Here is a 14,937-nt window from a genome sequence, read left to right as displayed (position 1 = left end):
CCGCTTTGCGGCCCCAACGATCACTGCGCAAATCGAATCGGACACAGCGCCACCCCTTCCAGCTTCTGCAACTCCTCGATCACCTGCGGCCTGGCCCTGTGCAAGGTCAGACTCCCACCCGCCCGTTTCAGCCGCCGCGCCTCGCGGTGCAGCATGTCCACCCCCGAGTAATCGATGAAGTTCACCTGCCGCGCATCGATCACCACATGCGGCCCCTGGCAGCGCTGCAAGCGCACCTGCAGGTAATGCGCCGCGCCAAAGAAGATCGACCCGCCCACCCGCAGCACATCGGCCTGCCCTTCACGGCTCTGCTGCACCCGTGGCCTCGATGTGCGCTTGAGGTAGAAGAACAGCGAGGCCAGCACTCCAGCGTAAATCGCCGTCTGCAGCTCCAGCAGCAAGGTCGCGGCAGCGGTCAGGGCCATGACCAGGAACTCCGAACGGCTGACCCGGAACAGCGCGCGAATCGCCCGGTGATCGACCAATCCCCAGCAGATCATCAGGATGCTGCCGGCCATGGCCGGGATCGGCAGGTGTGCGATCAGGCCGGCCCCCGTCACCGCGAACAATGCCACCCACAATGCCGAAAACACGCCGGCCAGGGGTGAGCGGGCGCCGGCGTCGTAACTCAGGCCCGAGCGGGTGAACGAGCCGGAAGACAGGTAGCCGGAAAAGAACGCGCCAACCATGTTCGACAGGCCCTGGGCGCGGATTTCCTGGTCGGCGTCTATCAGCTGTTCCGAGCGTGCCGACAGCGAGCGGGCGATCGACAGGCTGGTCACCAGGCCGAGCATGCCGACCGCAACAGCGCTGGGCAGCAGACGCAGGATCAGCTCCAGGTCCAGGAGCGGCAACGGGCTGAGCGGTGGCAGCTGACCGGTGAAGGCCGGTACCCGTGGCACATGTCCGAAGAACCCCGGCAGCAGCCAGGCCACCAGGCTGACCAGCACCAGGCTTATCAACAGGCTCGGCCAGCGCGGCCGCCAGATTTTGAGGGTTACGCCGATCACCAGCGTGGCCAGACCAAGCAGCAGCGACGGCAGGTCGACCTCGCCGGCGTGACTGGCCAGGTCCTGAACGGTCTTCAGCGCCGTGGCCTGGCTGGGCAGGTCCATGCCCATCAGGTTGGGCAACTGGCCAAGGGCGATGACGATGGCGGCGCCGAGGGTGAAGCCGAGCACCACCGAATGGGAGACGAAATTGACCAGCGCGCCGAAGCGCAGCAGGCCAAGCAGCAATTGGAAGATGCCGCCGAGGAACGTCAGCAGCAGCACCAGGGTCACGTAGTCGTCGCTACCGGCCACGGCCAGGGGGTTGATGCTGGCGTAGAGGACAATGGAGATGGCGGCGGTCGGGCCGCAGATCAGGTGCCAGGAGGAACCCCACAGGCAGGCGACCAGCACCGGCACGATGGCGGCGTACAGGCCGTACTCGGCGGGCAGGCCGGCGATCAGGGCGTAGGCGATCGATTGCGGCAGGGCGAGGATCGCACCGCTCAGGCCCACCAGCAGGTCCTGGCGCAGACTGCGACCCGATTGGCGGGGCAGCCAGGTGAGGAAGGGCAGCAGGTGGGTCAGGTGAATCATGGGGTACTCGTATTGGGGTTATCTTGTGTTGGCTGTACCGGCCTCATCGCCGGTACAGGTTCTACAAATGGCTTTTGACTGCTTCCTGAGCACTACCCCCGGCCATGGTGGTCACCCCAGCCAACCAACCCTCGATGACCTGGGGGTTAGCCTTGACCCAAGCCTTTGCCGCCTCGTCGAAGCTGATCTTCTTATCCACAACCTCGGCCATGATGCTGTTTTCCATGTCCAGGGTAAATTTCAGATTGCCCAGCAGCTTAGCCGCATTCGGGCAGGCTTGTGGATAACCCTTGCGGGTCAAGGTATAGACTTCGCCCTTGCTGCCGAACCACTGCTCCCCGCCTGTCAGGTAATGCATCTTCAACTTCACGTTCATCGGGTGGGGTGTCCAGCCGAGGAAGGTGATGAGGATATCGGTGGAACAAGGGTTGTTGTGTCGACCGTTGGAGGGGAGTTTGCGGTCGCAGCGGGGGTATTACGTGGTGCTGCCGCCGCGCAAGCGGCGGGGGGCGCTGATCGAGCGGTTCGTGGAGTGGCTGGAGCAGGAGCGGGGGCAGTGAAAGGGGCTGCTGTGCAGCCCATCGCCGGCAAGCCGGCTTCCACAGTGCCCGCGGGTTTTTCGAGATCCCTGTGGGAGCCGGCTTGCCGGCGATGAGGCGTCAGGATACGAAGTTCAAATGCTCGCCCCGGTGCAGCCCCAGCTCCAGCATGTCGACCATCCCCGCCGCCACCCCGGCCAAGCGCCGCAGCGGCGCAGCCAGCTCCGGCTCGACCGTGCCGCTGGCCGTGCGAAAGTGCTCCATGCCCATGCCAGGCCAATCCGCCGGGGCATTGATCAGCGTCCAGTGCAAGGCACTGCGCTGCAGCGCATCGACCACCTGGTCCGCCCCGCCGCGCTGTTCATCGCTGTAGCGGCCCGGCGTATCGAGCACGGCAAAATCGCCCACCAGCAATAGCCGGCGTATAGTCGTGCGGCCAAGCCCGGCCACCAGCGCTTCGCTCATGCGCCACTGGGCCGGCAGGTCTCCGGGCGCCAGCGCAGACAGCAGGGCAATCACCGCCGAGCCGCCTGCGGCGCCCTGCTCAGCCTGGTCAGCCCCGGCCAGCCCGCCTATCTTGAAATGCAGGCCCGGGCGCGGGGCATGGCGATTGAGGTCGTCGACCACCGCCGTGACCTCATGCTGTCGTGACAGCAACTCGACCATCAGGGCACTGCCAAGGCTGCTCTCAGCCCCGAACAGGACCAGCTTGAACATTGGGGTTTCGGCATTTTTCACCACATCACTCCCGTTACAGGTGGTGATGGTTTGACCGCAATCAGGAGTTATCGTGCAGAGGATCAAGGGCTATCACGCCCACGTTTACTACGACGCATCCACCCTCGAGCAGGCCCGCGAGTTGTGCGAGGAAGCGGCGCGGCTGTTTCCCGTGACCATGGGCCGCCTGCACCAGAAGCCGGTGGGGCCGCACCCGGACTGGAGCTGCCAGCTGGCGTTCGGGCCGGAAGTGGTGGGCGTGGTGCTGCCGTGGCTGGCGTTGTATCGGAGGGGGCTGGTGGTGTTCTTGCACCCGCTGACCGGGGATGAGCTGGCGGATCACCGGGATCATGCGATCTGGATGGGGGCCGTGCGGCCTCTGGATCTGTCGATCTTCGAGTAATAGGTTGGTTTTGCTGGCCCTATCGCCGGCAAGCCGGCTCCCACAATGGGCATGTGCAGCGCTAACCCTGTGGGAGCCGGCTTGCCGGCGATGAAGGCGACGCGGATCAGCGTCGAGCGCCGCGCACCCCTTCAGCCAGCGCCGAGCACAGGCTCAACACATCGTTGACCGCCTGATCGGCATCCTTGGCCTGGGCGATCTTGTCGACCAGCGCCGACCCCACCACCACACCCTCGGCCAGGCGCGCGATTGCAGCGGCCTGCTCCGGTGTACGAATACCGAAACCAACGCTGATCGGCAGGTCGGTATGCCGGCGCAGGCGAGTGATCGCCTCGGTCACGTGCTCGGTGGTCGCGGAACCTGCACCGGTCACACCGGCCACCGACACGTAGTAGACGAACCCGGAGCTGCGCTCCAGTACGCGCGGCAGGCGCGCATCGTCGGTGGTCGGGGTGGTCAGGCGAATGAAGTCGATGCCGGCGGCCTGGGCCGGGGTGGCCAGTTCGGCGTCGTGCTCCGGCGGCAGGTCGACGATGATCAGGCCATCGACACCGGCAGCCTTGGCTTGGGCAACGAATTTCTCCACGCCAAAGCGATGGATCGGGTTGTAGTACCCCATCAGCACGATTGGCGTGGCCTGGTTGTCCACACGGAATTCGCGAACCATCTGCAGGGTCTTGGCCAGGGTCTGGCCTGCGTCCAGTGCACGCAGGGTGGCCAGCTGGATGGCAACGCCATCGGCCATCGGGTCGGTGAACGGCATGCCCAGTTCGATCACGTCGGCACCGGCCGCCGGCAGGCCCTTGAGGATCTGCAGCGAGGCGTCGTAGCCCGGGTCGCCTGCGGTAACGAAGGTGACCAGCGCGGCGCGGCCTTCGGCCTTCAGCTCGGCGAAGCGTTGTTCAAGACGGCTCATGCCTGTTTCTCCTGGGCGGCCATGTGGTTCATCACGGTTTGCATGTCTTTGTCGCCGCGACCGGACAGGCAGATCACCATCAGGTGGTCCTTGGGCAGGGTCGGCGCGCGCTTGATCGCTTCGGCCAGCGCGTGGGAGCTTTCCAGCGCCGGGATGATGCCTTCCAGGCGGCAGGTGGTGTGGAAGGCGTCGAGGGCTTCGTTGTCGGTGATGCTGACGTATTCCACGCGCTTCACTTCATGCAGGTAGGCATGCTCCGGGCCGATGCCGGGGTAGTCGAGGCCGGCGGAAATCGAGTGGGCGTCGGTGATCTGGCCGTCTTCGTCCTGCAGCAGGTAGGTACGGTTGCCGTGCAGCACGCCCGGTACGCCGCCGTTGAGGCTCGCGGCGTGCTTGTCGGTATCGACGCCGTGGCCACCGGCTTCGACGCCGATGATCTGCACGCTGGCATCTTCGAGGAAGTCGTGGAACAGGCCCATGGCGTTGGAGCCACCGCCCACGCAGGCGATCAGGCTGTCAGGCAGCCGGCCTTCCTTTTCCTGCAGCTGGGCACGGGTTTCCTTGCCGATGATCGACTGGAAGTCGCGGACCATGGCCGGGTACGGGTGCGGGCCGGCAACGGTGCCGATCAGGTAGAAGGTGTCGTCGACGTTGGTGACCCAGTCGCGCAGGGCCTCGTTCATGGCGTCCTTCAGCGTGCCGGTACCGGCGGTGACCGGCACGATCTCGGCGCCCAGCAGCTTCATGCGGAACACGTTGGCCTGCTGGCGCTCGATGTCGGTGGCACCCATGTAGATCACGCACGGCAGGCCGAAGCGGGCAGCGACGGTGGCGGTGGCCACGCCGTGCATGCCGGCGCCGGTTTCGGCGATCAGGCGCTTCTTGCCCATGCGCTTGGCCAGCAGCACCTGGCCGATGCAGTTGTTCACCTTGTGCGCGCCGGTGTGGTTGAGCTCTTCACGCTTGAAGAAGATCTTGGCGCCGCCGCAGTGTTCGGTCAGGCGCTCGGCGAAGTACAGCGGATTGGGGCGGCCGATGTAGTCGCGCTGGAAGTAGGCCAGCTCTTCGAGGAACTTGGGGTCGGCCTTGGCCGCTTCGTACTCGCGGGCCAGGTCCAGCACCAGGGGCATCAGGGTTTCGGCCACGTAGCGGCCGCCGAACGAGCCGAACAGGCCGTTGGCGTCTGGGCCGGGGCGGTATTGGGTCTGGGTCATGGGTCGCTCCAGGGCGTTGGCAATGAGTGATGGGCTTTAGTCTAACCACGGCACGCCCGGCTGAAAACCGATAAGATTGCGCAAACCTGTCAGGAAAACTCACAAGTCTCATGGTCCAGGACCTCCCTCCCCTCAATGCCCTGCGGGCCTTCGAGGCCACCGCCCGGCTCAACAGTGTCAGCCAGGCTGCCGAAGTGCTGCACGTGACCCACGGGGCCGTGAGCCGGCAGATCAAGGTGCTCGAGCAGCATCTGGGCGTGGCGCTGTTCGTCAAGGACGGGCGCGGCATCAAACTCACAGATGCTGGCGTCAGGCTACGCGATGCCAGCGGCGAAGCGTTCGACCGGCTGCGTGGGGTCTGCGCCGAGCTGAGCCGCGACACCCGCGAGGCGCCGTTCGTGCTGGGTTGCTCTGGCAGCTTGCTGGCCCGCTGGTTCATCCCCAGGCTCGGGCGGCTCAAGGCGGACTTGCCCGAGTTGCGCCTGCACCTGTCGGCAGGAGAAGGCGACCTCGACCCACGGCGGCCTGGGCTGGATGCGTTGCTGGTCTACGCCGAACCCCCGTGGCCTGCGGACATGCAGGTGCATGTGCTGGCCGCAGAGCGCATCGGGCCGGTACTCAGCCCGCATTTCGCCGGCTTCGAGCGTTTGCGTGGGGCACCTGCCGACGCCTTGCTTGACGAGGCTTTGCTGCATACCACTTCACGCCCGCAGGCGTGGCCGACCTGGGTCGAGGAGCAGGGGCTGGAGGTTGCGCGGTTGAAGTATGGCCAGGCCTTCGAGCACCTGTACTACTTGCTTGAAGCTGCGGTAGCCGGCCTTGGCGTCGCCATCGCACCTCAGCCTCTGGTGGCGGACGACCTGCGTGCCGGGCGGCTGTGCGCGCCATGGGGCTTTTCCCCCACACCTGCGGCGCTGGCGCTGTGGGTGCCACGGCGCGCCGCGGACGGGCGCGCCGAGCAGTTGGCGCAGTGGCTGCGCCGTGAACTGGAACGGCAGGCAGGTTAGTTGCGGCGGTACAGCAGGTAGGCGGCCAGCAAGCCGAGCGCGCCTATTGCCACACCGGCGGTGGTGACGGGGTGTTCCTGGGCGTAATCGCGGGTGGCGATACCGGTCTGCCGGGTGCGGGTCTTCACTTCCTCATAAGCATCGCTGAGCAGGCTGCGCGAATGTTTCAGCGCACTTTCCGCGTTGCTGCGGATGGCCTTCACCGACTTCTGGGATTCCTCCGAAGCATCATGCTTGAGGTTTTCCAGGCTCTTCAGAAGGCTTTCGATTTCCGCTTCCATGCTTTCCAGGGACGTTTTACGCAGCGAGTTGCGGTGCATGTTGACTCTCCTTTGCAGAATGGACTGTAAGGATTGCGACTGCCCGACGCGGCGAAAGTGCGATCGAACTTTACTCGGTGGCGACGGCTCGCAGGTAAACCAAGCCTGCACTGCTAGGCTCAATCTCACCGTCAATCAAGGAGAGCGCTCATGTCCGATCATCACACCTACAAGAAGATCGAGCTGGTGGGGTCTTCGCCCACCAGCATCGAGGAAGCGATCAACAATGCCCTGGCCGAGGCAGCCAAGAGCATCAAGCACCTGGAGTGGTTCGAGGTGCTTGATACCCGTGGCCATATCCGCGACAACAAGGCGGCGCACTTCCAGGTCACGCTCAAGGTGGGCTTCCGTATCGCCAACAGCTGAAACAGTGTCGGGCTGGTAATGCCCGGCGTGATGGCGTAATACAGTCAGAGGGGCGCCTGGCCGGCTCCCACAAAGGCGCTACAAATCGCCTGTGGGAGCCGGCTTGCCGGCGATTGACGCCTACTCGGCCTTCAAGGCCTGCGCCAGCATTTCATAGGATCGCACCCGATCCGCATGCTCATACAAGTCGCAGGTGAAGATCAACTCATCCGCCCCGGTCTGCTCCAGCAACACCTCCACCTTGGCCCGCACCTTCTGCGGGCTGCCAATCATCGCCAGGCCCAGGAAACTGCCGACGGCGTCCCGCTCATGGGGCAGCCACAAGCCGTCCATGCGCTGCACCGGCGGCCGCTGCATCAGGCTCTGGCCGCGAATCAGGGCAAGAATGCGCTGGTACACCGAGGTGGCCAGGTATTCGGCTTTTTCGTCGGTTTCGGCCACCACCATCGGAATGCCCAGCATCACATAGGGCTTGTCCAGCGTGGTCGACGGCTTGAAGTGGTCTCGGTAGATGCGGATCGCCTCGTGCATGTAGCGCGGCGCGAAGTGCGAGGCAAAGGCGTAGGGCATGCCGCGCATGCCGGCCAATTGCGCACTGAACAGGCTGGAGCCGAGCAGCCACATCGGCACGTCGGTGTCGTGGCCGGGCACTGCGATCACTTTTTGATCATCAGTGCGCGGGCCCAGGTAGCGTGACAGCTCCTCGACATCGTCCGGGAAGTCGTCGGCGCTGCCCGAGCGCTCGCGGCGCAGGGCGCGGGCAGTCATCTGGTCGGAGCCGGGCGCACGGCCCAGGCCCAGGTCGATGCGTCCCGGGTACAGGCTGGCCAAGGTACCGAACTGCTCGGCGATCACCAGTGGCGCATGGTTGGGCAACATGACGCCGCCGGAGCCCACGCGGATGGTCGACGTACCACCGGCCAGGTAACCGATCAGCACCGAGGTGGCCGAACTGGCGATGCCATCCATGTTGTGGTGCTCGGCCACCCAGAAACGGTGGTAGCCAAAGCGCTCGACGTGTCGCGCCAGATCCAGTGAATTGCGCAGTGATTGCGCGGGCCCGGCGTCGGCGCGCACTGGCACCAGGTCGAGGGTGGAAATTTTCAGGTCACGCAGCGACGTCATCGAAGCCTCCTTGAAGGGGATTGGCCAGAGGCCTTTTAGACTCTGTATGGGCACATTCGGTGGATTCAATGCCCGCTGTAAGATTGCGCTGAACTTGCCGTAGGCCGCTGTCCTCTGAACCTTAAGCATGTAACCCAGTGACCAGGAGGCATCATGAAGAAGACAGCATCGGCGATCTGGCAAGGTGGCCTGAAAGATGGCAAGGGCCTGCTTTCCACGGAAAGCGGCGCACTCAAGCAGAATCCTTATGGATTCAATACCCGTTTCGAGGGCTCGCCGGGGACCAACCCGGAAGAGCTGATCGGCGCCGCCCATGCGGGCTGCTTCTCGATGGCGCTGTCGATGATGCTGGGCGAGGCGGGCCTGACCGCAGAGCGCATCGACACCATTGCCGAAGTCAGCCTCGACAAGCAGCCCGATGGCTTCGCCATTACTGCGGTGCATCTGATTCTCAAGGCCAAGGTACCGGGGGCGAGCGAGGCGCAGTTTGTCGAAATCGCCAACAAGGCCAAGGCCGGCTGCCCGGTATCGAAGGTGCTCAACGCTACTATCAGTCTGGACGCCACGCTGGTGGGCTGAGCGGCGCAACGGCGGTGGATTGCTGTAGTCTAAGGAGTGTCGGCAGCATTACTGCCTTTCCGGGAGCCGTTCCATGATCCGCGTAGCAATTGCCGTGCTGGCGTCCCTGCTGGCCACATCTGCACTGGCGGCGGTCAAACCGTGCGAGGAACTGAAGGCCGAGATCGAAGCGAAGATCCAGGCCCAGGGTGTGACGTCCTACACCCTGGAGATCGTGCCCAACAGCGAGGTCAAGGACCGCAACATGGTTGTGGGCACCTGTGATGGTGGCACGAAGAAGATCATCTACCAGAAGAATGACCGGTAGTTGATGGGGGCCGCCTGCGGCCCCGACATTCAAGGGATGCAGAACACGTTGCTGGGCTCGTTCACCAGCACCTTGCGGCTGGCGTCGTACAGCAGCACCTGCGGCTCCATCACCGGAGCGCGGGCTTCCAGCCGATAGCGTTCGCCGGCCTTGAAGTCGTCGAAGCGCACGGTCAGGTAACAGGTGCGGTCCTTGGGCGATGTCAGCATGCCGCCGGCGTAGATTTCGTAATCGAAACGCACCACCAGTTCGTGCTTGCCGGGGGTTACCTGGAAATAGCGGCCGTCATCCAGGCGTTTGCCGTCCAGTCGGTCGGCCATGATGACCCTGCCCGGGGTCATGGTGTAAAGGTCGACCCAGGCCTGCTTGGGGTCGACAGGCGGCAAAGGGCTGGCGCAAGCCCCCAGTGCACTGAGGGCGATCAGCATCATGGGCTGGCGCATGGTGAAGCTCCCACTTGCAACTCACAAGTTACAAGCATAGCGCCGTTTGTGCGGTTCAGGTGCGTTGGCAGCCTGCCGGCATGCCTTGGCCGAGCAGTTTCTGCTGCTGGTCATAGAGTTTGATCCACGGGCGGAAGCCGATGCTGCCCGCTTGCAGCTGGTAGCGCTGGCCAGCGTTGAAGTCCTTGAAGGTCAGGTTGAGCTGGCAATCGCGCCACAGCGGCTCGTCAACCGGGCCGATGTTGCTCGGCGTGACCGGGAACTGGTAACGCACGGTCAGCTCGTGGCTGCCGGGCTGAACCTCGAAATAGCGGCTTTCGGTCCAGTCGCGTTCGTCCACCTGCACGGCGTGCAGTGAGGTGTGGTCGTCCGGGGTCAGCTCGATCCAGGCTTGGTTCGGGTCAGGGTCGGGCAGGGTCGAACAGGCAGATACCAGTAACAGTGAGCCGGCGACGAACAGTGCACGCATGGCGAAACTCCCCCTTGGCGAGATAGTCTTGGAGCGTATCGGCCGTGAGCGAGTTGAACAGCCCAAGATGGTTTGGTTTTTTCTTTTGAAGCGCTCAGGCCCTGGGCCACTCGACCGCGTTTTCAGCGCTTTGGTTCCCGTCCTTGGCAGCTTTCTGCTGAACGGTTGCAGCAGCCTTGGCTATTACGGCCAATTGGCCGAGGGCCAATGGCAGTTGCTGCGCGCCCGTCAGCCCGTGGAGCAGGTGATTGCCGACCCGGGCAGCAGTGCGCAGTTGCGAGCCCGCTTGCAGGGCGCCGAGCAGGCGCGGGTATTTGCAAGCGAGCATTTGCAGCTGCCTGACAACCGCAGTTATCGGGTGTATGCCGATCTCGGCCGCCCCTACGTGGTATGGAACGTGTTCGCCACGCCGGAGCTTTCGCTGCAGCCGGTGACGCATTGCTTCCCCATCGCCGGTTGTGTCGCCTATCGCGGCTATTACCGGCAGGGCGCGGCGCGTGGCGCGGCAGCCTTGATGCGCGAGGACGGCATGGATGTGTACGTGGGCGGTGTCGAGGCCTACTCGACATTGGGCTGGTTCGACGACCCGATCCTGTCGTCGATGGTCGGTTGGGGCGACGAGCGCCTGGCCACGTTGATCTTCCATGAGCTGGCGCACCAGCGGTTCTATGTGCAGGACGACACCGCGTTCAACGAGTCATTCGCCACCTTCGTCGAGCAGGAAGGATCACGGCAATGGCGCGCGGCGCGCGGGCTTGCAGCGATTGAGGACGATCAGTTTCGGCAGCGGGACCAGTTCATCCGCCTGGTGTTGGCCAGCCGCGAGCGGCTGCAGGCGATTTATGCCGGACCGTTGGACGAAGCGCACAAGCGGGCCGCCAAGCAGGCTGAGTTCGAGCGCATGCGGCGCGAGTACCGCGCGTTGCGTGATCGTGAGTGGGGCGGTGACAAGCGTTACGACGCCTGGATCTACGGGCCGATAAACAATGCCAAGCTGCTGCCGTTCGGGCTGTATGACCAGTGGGTACCGGCGTTTGCGGCGCTGTTCGGTGAGGTGGGCGGGGATTGGTCGCGGTTCTATGCGCGAGTTGAAGTGCTGGGAAGGATGCCGGGAGCAGAGCGCAAGGCGGCGTTGACCCGATTGGCGGGGCGTCAGTGAGATTCTGGGGCCGTTCTGCGGCCCATCGCCGGTAAGCCGGCGATGGGCTGCGAAGCAGCCCCCTGAACATCAAGCCTTGATAAAGGCCTGATGCATCTCGGCCAAGGTGGCGAAGTGGAATTCCGGCGTGTGGGCCTTCAATTCTTCCTCGCTACCAAACCCATACCCCACTGCCACTGCCTGCAACCCGTTGCTGCGCGCACCGATCAGGTCGTGCTTGCGGTCGCCGATCATCAGTGTCTGCGCCGGGTCCAGCCCTTCCTGATCCAGCAGGTGGCGGATCAACTCCACCTTGTTGGTCCGTGTTCCGTCCAGTTCACTGCCATAAATGACCTTGAAGTGATGGTCGAAGGCAAAGTGCCGGGCGATCTCTCGGGCGAACTCCCAAGGCTTGGAGGTCGCGATGTACAGGGTACGGCCCTGGCCGTTCAATGCTTCGAGCAGTTCCGGCACACCCTCGAACACCAGGTTCTCGTACAGGCCGGTAACGCGGAAGCGTTCCCGGTAGAAGTTCACCGCATCCCACGCCTTGGCTTCGTCGAAGTTGTAGAACTGCATGAAGGCCTGCAGCAAGGGTGGGCCGATGAAGTGCTCCAGGCGCGCCAGGTCCGGCTCGTCGATGCCCAGCTTGGCCAGGGCGTACTGGATCGAGCGGGTGATGCCCAGGCGTGGGTCGGTCAGGGTGCCGTCGAGGTCGAAGAGGATGTTCTGCTGGTGCATGTATGAGGTTCCACTCAAGTCATTCAGGTTGGTCATAGCCTTCGGCCAGGTGCTGGTCCTTGAGCTTCACGTAGTTGCTGGCGCTGTAGGGGAAGAACGCGCGCTCCTTGTCGGTCAGCGGCCGGGCCTGCTTCACCGGGCTGCCCACGTACAGGTAACCGCTTTCCAGGCGCTTGCCCGGTGGCACCAGGCTGCCGGCGCCGATGATCACTTCGTCCTCGACGATGGCGCCATCCATGATGGTGCTGCCCATGCCGACCAGGATGCGATTGCCCAGGGTACAGCCATGCAGCATGACTTTGTGACCGATGGTCACCTCGTCGCCGATGATCAGCGGGTAACCTTCCGGGTTGAACGGGCCGGCATGGGTGATGTGCAGCACGCTGCCATCCTGCACGCTGGTGCGCGCGCCGATGCGGATACGGTGCATGTCGCCGCGGACCACGGTCAGCGGCCACACCGAGCTGTCCTCGCCGATTTCCACGTCGCCCAACACCACCGCCGAACGGTCGACGAAGGCCCGTGGTGCAACTTTCGGAGTGTGTTGCTGGAAGCTTCGGATGGCCATGATAGCGTCTCTCATCTGTGCCGATAGGCAGGCTGCCTGCTGCGGTCGGCGTCGATTGTAATTAAGATGGGGCAGTGTTTCTTCTGCCAAGGTATCCAAACCGTGAGTGCCAACAACCCGCTTCTGCAGTCCTATGATCTGCCGCCCTTCTCGGCGATCCGTGCCGAACACGTGCTGCCGGCCATCGAACAGATCCTGGCCGATAACCGCAAGGCCATTGCCGAGATCCTCGAAAAGCAAGGCAAGAACCCCACCTGGGCCGGCCTGGTGCTGGCCATGGACGAACTGAACGACCGCCTGGGCGCCGCCTGGAGCCCGGTCAGCCATCTCAATGCGGTGTGCAACAGCGCGCAACTGCGCGAGGCCTATGAGTCCTGCCTGCCGGCGCTGAGTGCCTACTCTACCGAACTGGGCCAGAACCGTGCGCTGTTCGAGGCCTACGAGGCCCTGGTCAACAGCCCCGAAGCGGCTGGTTTCGACGTGGCGCAGAAAACCATCCTCGACCATGCCCTGCGTGACTTCCGCCTGTCGGGCATCGACCTGCCGGCAGACAAGCAGCAGCGCTACGCCGAAGTGCAGAGCAAGCTCAGCGAACTGGGCAGCCGTTTCTCCAACCAACTGCTCGACGCCACCCAGGCCTGGACCAAGCACGTCACTGGCGAGGCCGCCCTCGCCGGCCTGACCGACTCGGCCAAGGCGCAGATGGCCGCCGCCGCCCAGGCCAAGGGCCTCGACGGCTGGCTGATCACCCTCGAGTTCCCCAGCTACTACGCGGTGATGACCTACGCCAGCGACCGCGCGCTGCGCGAAGAGCTGTATGCCGCCTATTGCACCCGCGCCTCCGACCAGGGGCCGAACGCCGGCCAGTTCGACAACGGCCCGGTGATGCAGGAAATCCTCGACCTGCGCCAGGAACTGGCCGGACTGCTGGGTTACGAGAACTACGCCGAGCTGAGCCTGGCCACCAAGATGGCCGAATCCAGCGACCAGGTGCTGAGCTTCCTGCGTGACCTGGCCAAGCGTTCCAAGCCGTTCGCCGCCCAGGACCTGGAGCAGCTCAAGGCCTACGCCGCCGAGCAGGGCTGCCCCGAGCTGGCCAGCTGGGATGCCGGTTACTTTGGCGAGAAACTGCGCGAACAGCGTTACAGCGTGTCGCAGGAAACCCTGCGTGCCTACTTCCCGATCGACAAGGTGCTGTCCGGCCTGTTCAGCATCGTTCAGCGCCTTTACGGCATCGAAATCGCCGAGCTCAAGGGCTTCGACAGCTGGCACCCGGATGTGCGCCTGTTCGAGATCAAGGAAAACGGCCAGCATGTCGGCCGCTTCTTCTTCGACCTCTATGCCCGCGCCAACAAGCGTGGCGGCGCCTGGATGGATGGTGCCCGTGACCGTCGACGTACCGTGGACGGCGCGCTGCAGAGCCCGGTGGCCAACCTGGTGTGCAACTTCACTCCGGCTGCGCCCGGCAAGCCTGCGCTGCTGACCCATGATGAAGTGACCACCCTGTTCCACGAGTTCGGGCATGGCCTGCATCACCTGCTGACCCGTATCGAGCATGCTGGCGTATCCGGCATCAACGGGGTGGCCTGGGATGCGGTCGAGCTGCCCAGCCAGTTCATGGAAAACTGGTGCTGGGAGCCGGAAGGCCTGGCCCTGATTTCCGGCCACTATGAAACCGGCGTCGCCCTGCCCCAGGACCTGCTGGACAAGATGCTGGCGGCGAAGAACTTCCAGTCGGGCATGATGATGGTGCGCCAGCTGGAGTTCTCGTTGTTCGACTTCGAACTGCACGCCAGTCATGGCGATGGCCGCAGTGTCCTGCAGGTGCTCGAAGGGGTGCGCGACGAGGTGTCGGTGATGCGCCCGCCGGCGTACAACCGCTTCCCCAACAGCTTCGCGCACATCTTCGCCGGCGGTTACGCGGCAGGCTACTACAGCTACAAGTGGGCTGAAGTCCTGTCGGCCGATGCCTTCTCGCGCTTCGAGGAAGAAGGTGTGCTCAATGCCGAGACCGGCCGCGCCTTCCGTGAGGCGATCCTGGCCCGTGGTGGTTCACGTGAGCCGATGGTGCTGTTCGTCGACTTCCGTGGCCGTGAGCCTTCCATCGATGCACTGTTGCGCCACAGCGGCCTGAGCGAGGACGCGGCGGCATGAGCGAGGTAGCCGTGAACAAGACCAAGAAGCGCTTCATCGCCGGGGCGGTCTGCCCGGCGTGCAGCGAGCCGGACAAGCTGATGATGTGGAGCGAGGATGACGTGCCGCACCGCGAATGCGTGGCCTGCGGCTTCACCGACACCCTCAACGAGCAAGGCTTGTCGGTACCCAAGGAGCTCGGTACCCGGGTCAACCAGCTGGCGCCCAAGGCAGCGCCGGCCAAGGTGCAGACGGTGCAGTTCTTCCCAAATCCGAAGTTGAAGAAAACGACGGATTGAGTGTCTTGGCTGGCGCCTGGGAGGCGCCAGCCATGCCGGGTGGTAAGCAAGGCTGCACGTTCGGGCA

At 64.2% G+C, this 14,937-nt stretch carries 18 protein-coding genes and 2 pseudogenes; 9 read left to right on the top strand and 11 right to left on the bottom strand.

The window, feature by feature from the left end; all coding sequences use genetic code 11:
- Positions 1 to 20: 20 nt before the first annotated feature.
- Positions 21 to 1,586: a SulP family inorganic anion transporter gene (locus PPL01S_RS04540; protein WP_016394283.1), complete on the bottom strand. Its 1,566-nt coding sequence runs from the start codon at positions 1,584 to 1,586 to the stop codon at positions 21 to 23.
- Positions 1,587 to 1,647: 61 nt separating this feature from the next.
- Positions 1,648 to 1,992 (bottom strand): annotated as a pseudogene (locus tag PPL01S_RS04535) (glycine betaine ABC transporter substrate-binding protein); the annotation flags it as partial.
- A gap of 10 nt (positions 1,993 to 2,002) precedes the next feature.
- Here PPL01S_RS04535 and PPL01S_RS25040 point away from each other — a divergent pair.
- Positions 2,003 to 2,146 (top strand): annotated as a pseudogene (locus PPL01S_RS25040) (choline sulfate utilization transcriptional regulator); the annotation flags it as partial.
- Between the two features lie 99 nt (positions 2,147 to 2,245).
- Here the strand turns inward: PPL01S_RS25040 and PPL01S_RS04530 are convergent.
- Positions 2,246 to 2,863 (bottom strand): NAD(P)-dependent oxidoreductase, encoded by a 618-nt coding sequence (locus tag PPL01S_RS04530; protein WP_028625679.1) that lies wholly within the window; start codon positions 2,861 to 2,863, stop codon positions 2,246 to 2,248.
- 52 nt (positions 2,864 to 2,915) lie between these two features.
- On the opposite strand from PPL01S_RS04530, the gene PPL01S_RS04525 reads away from it, so the two are divergent.
- Complete coding sequence (locus PPL01S_RS04525) at positions 2,916 to 3,245, top strand: DOPA 4,5-dioxygenase family protein (protein ID WP_016394279.1); 330 nt, start codon at positions 2,916 to 2,918, stop codon at positions 3,243 to 3,245.
- 106 nt (positions 3,246 to 3,351) lie between these two features.
- Here PPL01S_RS04525 and trpA read toward each other — a convergent pair whose 3' ends face one another.
- Both trpA and trpB read right to left on the bottom strand, forming a co-directional pair.
- Positions 3,352 to 4,161 (bottom strand): tryptophan synthase subunit alpha, encoded by an 810-nt coding sequence (trpA, locus tag PPL01S_RS04520; protein ID WP_016394278.1) that lies wholly within the window; start codon positions 4,159 to 4,161, stop codon positions 3,352 to 3,354.
- The gene (gene trpB, locus PPL01S_RS04515) at positions 4,158 to 5,375 is read right to left on the bottom strand and encodes a tryptophan synthase subunit beta (RefSeq protein WP_016394277.1); all 1,218 of its coding nucleotides are present in this window, start codon (positions 5,373 to 5,375) and stop codon (positions 4,158 to 4,160) included. The genes trpA and trpB overlap by 4 nt, the downstream gene beginning before the upstream one ends.
- A 110-nt stretch (positions 5,376 to 5,485) precedes the next feature.
- Here trpB and PPL01S_RS04510 point away from each other — a divergent pair, with 110 nt between their 5' ends.
- The gene (locus PPL01S_RS04510) at positions 5,486 to 6,382 is read left to right on the top strand and encodes a LysR family transcriptional regulator (protein WP_028625680.1); all 897 of its coding nucleotides are present in this window, start codon (positions 5,486 to 5,488) and stop codon (positions 6,380 to 6,382) included.
- On the opposite strand, the gene PPL01S_RS04505 is transcribed toward PPL01S_RS04510, so the two are convergent.
- Complete coding sequence (locus tag PPL01S_RS04505) at positions 6,379 to 6,702, bottom strand: ElaB/YgaM/YqjD family protein (protein WP_008095450.1); 324 nt, start codon at positions 6,700 to 6,702, stop codon at positions 6,379 to 6,381. The two genes, PPL01S_RS04510 and PPL01S_RS04505, sit on opposite strands and share 4 nt — an antisense overlap.
- Before the next feature lie 150 nt (positions 6,703 to 6,852).
- Between PPL01S_RS04505 and PPL01S_RS04500 the strand changes: the two genes are divergently transcribed.
- Complete coding sequence (locus PPL01S_RS04500) at positions 6,853 to 7,068, top strand: dodecin (protein WP_016394275.1); 216 nt, start codon at positions 6,853 to 6,855, stop codon at positions 7,066 to 7,068.
- Between the two features lie 120 nt (positions 7,069 to 7,188).
- Here PPL01S_RS04500 and PPL01S_RS04495 read toward each other — a convergent pair whose 3' ends face one another.
- Positions 7,189 to 8,193, bottom strand: a complete 1,005-nt coding sequence (locus PPL01S_RS04495; protein ID WP_016394274.1) for an LLM class flavin-dependent oxidoreductase — start codon at positions 8,191 to 8,193, stop codon at positions 7,189 to 7,191.
- Positions 8,194 to 8,346: 153 nt separating this feature from the next.
- Between PPL01S_RS04495 and PPL01S_RS04490 the strand changes: the two genes are divergently transcribed.
- Positions 8,347 to 8,772, top strand: coding sequence for an OsmC family protein (locus PPL01S_RS04490; protein WP_016394273.1), 426 nt, complete (start codon positions 8,347 to 8,349; stop codon positions 8,770 to 8,772).
- Positions 8,773 to 8,845: 73 nt separating this feature from the next.
- Complete coding sequence (locus tag PPL01S_RS04485; protein WP_016394272.1) at positions 8,846 to 9,079, top strand: DUF1161 domain-containing protein; 234 nt, start codon at positions 8,846 to 8,848, stop codon at positions 9,077 to 9,079.
- A gap of 29 nt (positions 9,080 to 9,108) precedes the next feature.
- Here the strand turns inward: PPL01S_RS04485 and PPL01S_RS04480 are convergent, their stop codons facing one another.
- Together PPL01S_RS04480 and PPL01S_RS04475 are read right to left on the bottom strand one after the other, a co-directional pair.
- Positions 9,109 to 9,522 carry a PA0061/PA0062 family lipoprotein gene (locus tag PPL01S_RS04480; protein ID WP_016394271.1) on the bottom strand — a complete coding sequence of 138 codons (414 nt, stop codon included), beginning with the start codon at positions 9,520 to 9,522 and terminating at the stop codon, positions 9,109 to 9,111.
- A gap of 55 nt (positions 9,523 to 9,577) precedes the next feature.
- Positions 9,578 to 9,991: a PA0061/PA0062 family lipoprotein gene (locus tag PPL01S_RS04475; RefSeq protein ID WP_016394270.1), complete on the bottom strand. Its 414-nt coding sequence runs from the start codon at positions 9,989 to 9,991 to the stop codon at positions 9,578 to 9,580.
- A gap of 85 nt (positions 9,992 to 10,076) precedes the next feature.
- Here PPL01S_RS04475 and PPL01S_RS04470 point away from each other — a divergent pair, with 85 nt between their 5' ends.
- Entirely contained in the window at positions 10,077 to 11,150 is a 1,074-nt protein-coding gene (locus PPL01S_RS04470) for an aminopeptidase (protein WP_028625681.1), read from the top strand.
- 69 nt (positions 11,151 to 11,219) lie between these two features.
- On the opposite strand, the gene PPL01S_RS04465 is transcribed toward PPL01S_RS04470, so the two are convergent.
- Both PPL01S_RS04465 and PPL01S_RS04460 read right to left on the bottom strand, forming a co-directional pair.
- Entirely contained in the window at positions 11,220 to 11,870 is a 651-nt protein-coding gene (locus PPL01S_RS04465; RefSeq protein WP_016394268.1) for an HAD family hydrolase, read from the bottom strand.
- A gap of 19 nt (positions 11,871 to 11,889) precedes the next feature.
- A complete protein-coding gene (locus tag PPL01S_RS04460; protein WP_016394267.1) occupies positions 11,890 to 12,438 on the bottom strand; it encodes a gamma carbonic anhydrase family protein in 549 nt (182 codons plus the stop codon).
- A gap of 102 nt (positions 12,439 to 12,540) precedes the next feature.
- Between PPL01S_RS04460 and prlC the strand changes: the two genes are divergently transcribed.
- Both prlC and PPL01S_RS04450 read left to right on the top strand, forming a co-directional pair.
- Positions 12,541 to 14,592, top strand: a complete 2,052-nt coding sequence (gene prlC, locus PPL01S_RS04455; protein WP_255212383.1) for an oligopeptidase A — start codon at positions 12,541 to 12,543, stop codon at positions 14,590 to 14,592.
- Complete coding sequence (locus PPL01S_RS04450) at positions 14,589 to 14,870, top strand: YheV family putative zinc ribbon protein (RefSeq protein WP_016394265.1); 282 nt, start codon at positions 14,589 to 14,591, stop codon at positions 14,868 to 14,870. Before prlC ends, PPL01S_RS04450 begins: the two co-directional genes overlap by 4 nt.
- Positions 14,871 to 14,937 lie beyond the last annotated feature (67 nt).

The organism is Pseudomonas plecoglossicida NBRC 103162 = DSM 15088 (assembly GCF_000730665.1).
Taxonomy (GTDB): domain Bacteria; phylum Pseudomonadota; class Gammaproteobacteria; order Pseudomonadales; family Pseudomonadaceae; genus Aquipseudomonas; species Aquipseudomonas plecoglossicida.
This window is presented reverse-complemented; position numbering and strand designations above follow the sequence as displayed.

Bases quoted from the DNA above. Each gene is read 5' to 3' on its own strand.
- PPL01S_RS04505 (WP_008095450.1), bottom strand. From the start codon at position 6,702: ATGCACCGCAACTCGCTGCGTAAAACGTCCCTGGAAAGCATGGAAGCG.
- trpB (WP_016394277.1), bottom strand. From the start codon at position 5,375: ATGACCCAGACCCAATACCGCCCCGGCCCAGACGCCAACGGCCTGTTC.
- PPL01S_RS04460 (WP_016394267.1), bottom strand. From the start codon at position 12,438: ATGGCCATCCGAAGCTTCCAGCAACACACTCCGAAAGTTGCACCACGG.
- PPL01S_RS04490 (WP_016394273.1), top strand. From the start codon at position 8,347: ATGAAGAAGACAGCATCGGCGATCTGGCAAGGTGGCCTGAAAGATGGC.
- PPL01S_RS04465 (WP_016394268.1), bottom strand. From the start codon at position 11,870: ATGCACCAGCAGAACATCCTCTTCGACCTCGACGGCACCCTGACCGAC.
- PPL01S_RS04500 (WP_016394275.1), top strand. From the start codon at position 6,853: ATGTCCGATCATCACACCTACAAGAAGATCGAGCTGGTGGGGTCTTCG.
- PPL01S_RS04540 (WP_016394283.1), bottom strand. From the start codon at position 1,586: ATGATTCACCTGACCCACCTGCTGCCCTTCCTCACCTGGCTGCCCCGC.
- PPL01S_RS04485 (WP_016394272.1), top strand. From the start codon at position 8,846: ATGATCCGCGTAGCAATTGCCGTGCTGGCGTCCCTGCTGGCCACATCT.
- PPL01S_RS04480 (WP_016394271.1), bottom strand. From the start codon at position 9,522: ATGCGCCAGCCCATGATGCTGATCGCCCTCAGTGCACTGGGGGCTTGC.
- PPL01S_RS04510 (WP_028625680.1), top strand. From the start codon at position 5,486: ATGGTCCAGGACCTCCCTCCCCTCAATGCCCTGCGGGCCTTCGAGGCC.
- PPL01S_RS04495 (WP_016394274.1), bottom strand. From the start codon at position 8,193: ATGACGTCGCTGCGTGACCTGAAAATTTCCACCCTCGACCTGGTGCCA.
- trpA (WP_016394278.1), bottom strand. From the start codon at position 4,161: ATGAGCCGTCTTGAACAACGCTTCGCCGAGCTGAAGGCCGAAGGCCGC.
- PPL01S_RS04475 (WP_016394270.1), bottom strand. From the start codon at position 9,991: ATGCGTGCACTGTTCGTCGCCGGCTCACTGTTACTGGTATCTGCCTGT.
- PPL01S_RS04450 (WP_016394265.1), top strand. From the start codon at position 14,589: ATGAGCGAGGTAGCCGTGAACAAGACCAAGAAGCGCTTCATCGCCGGG.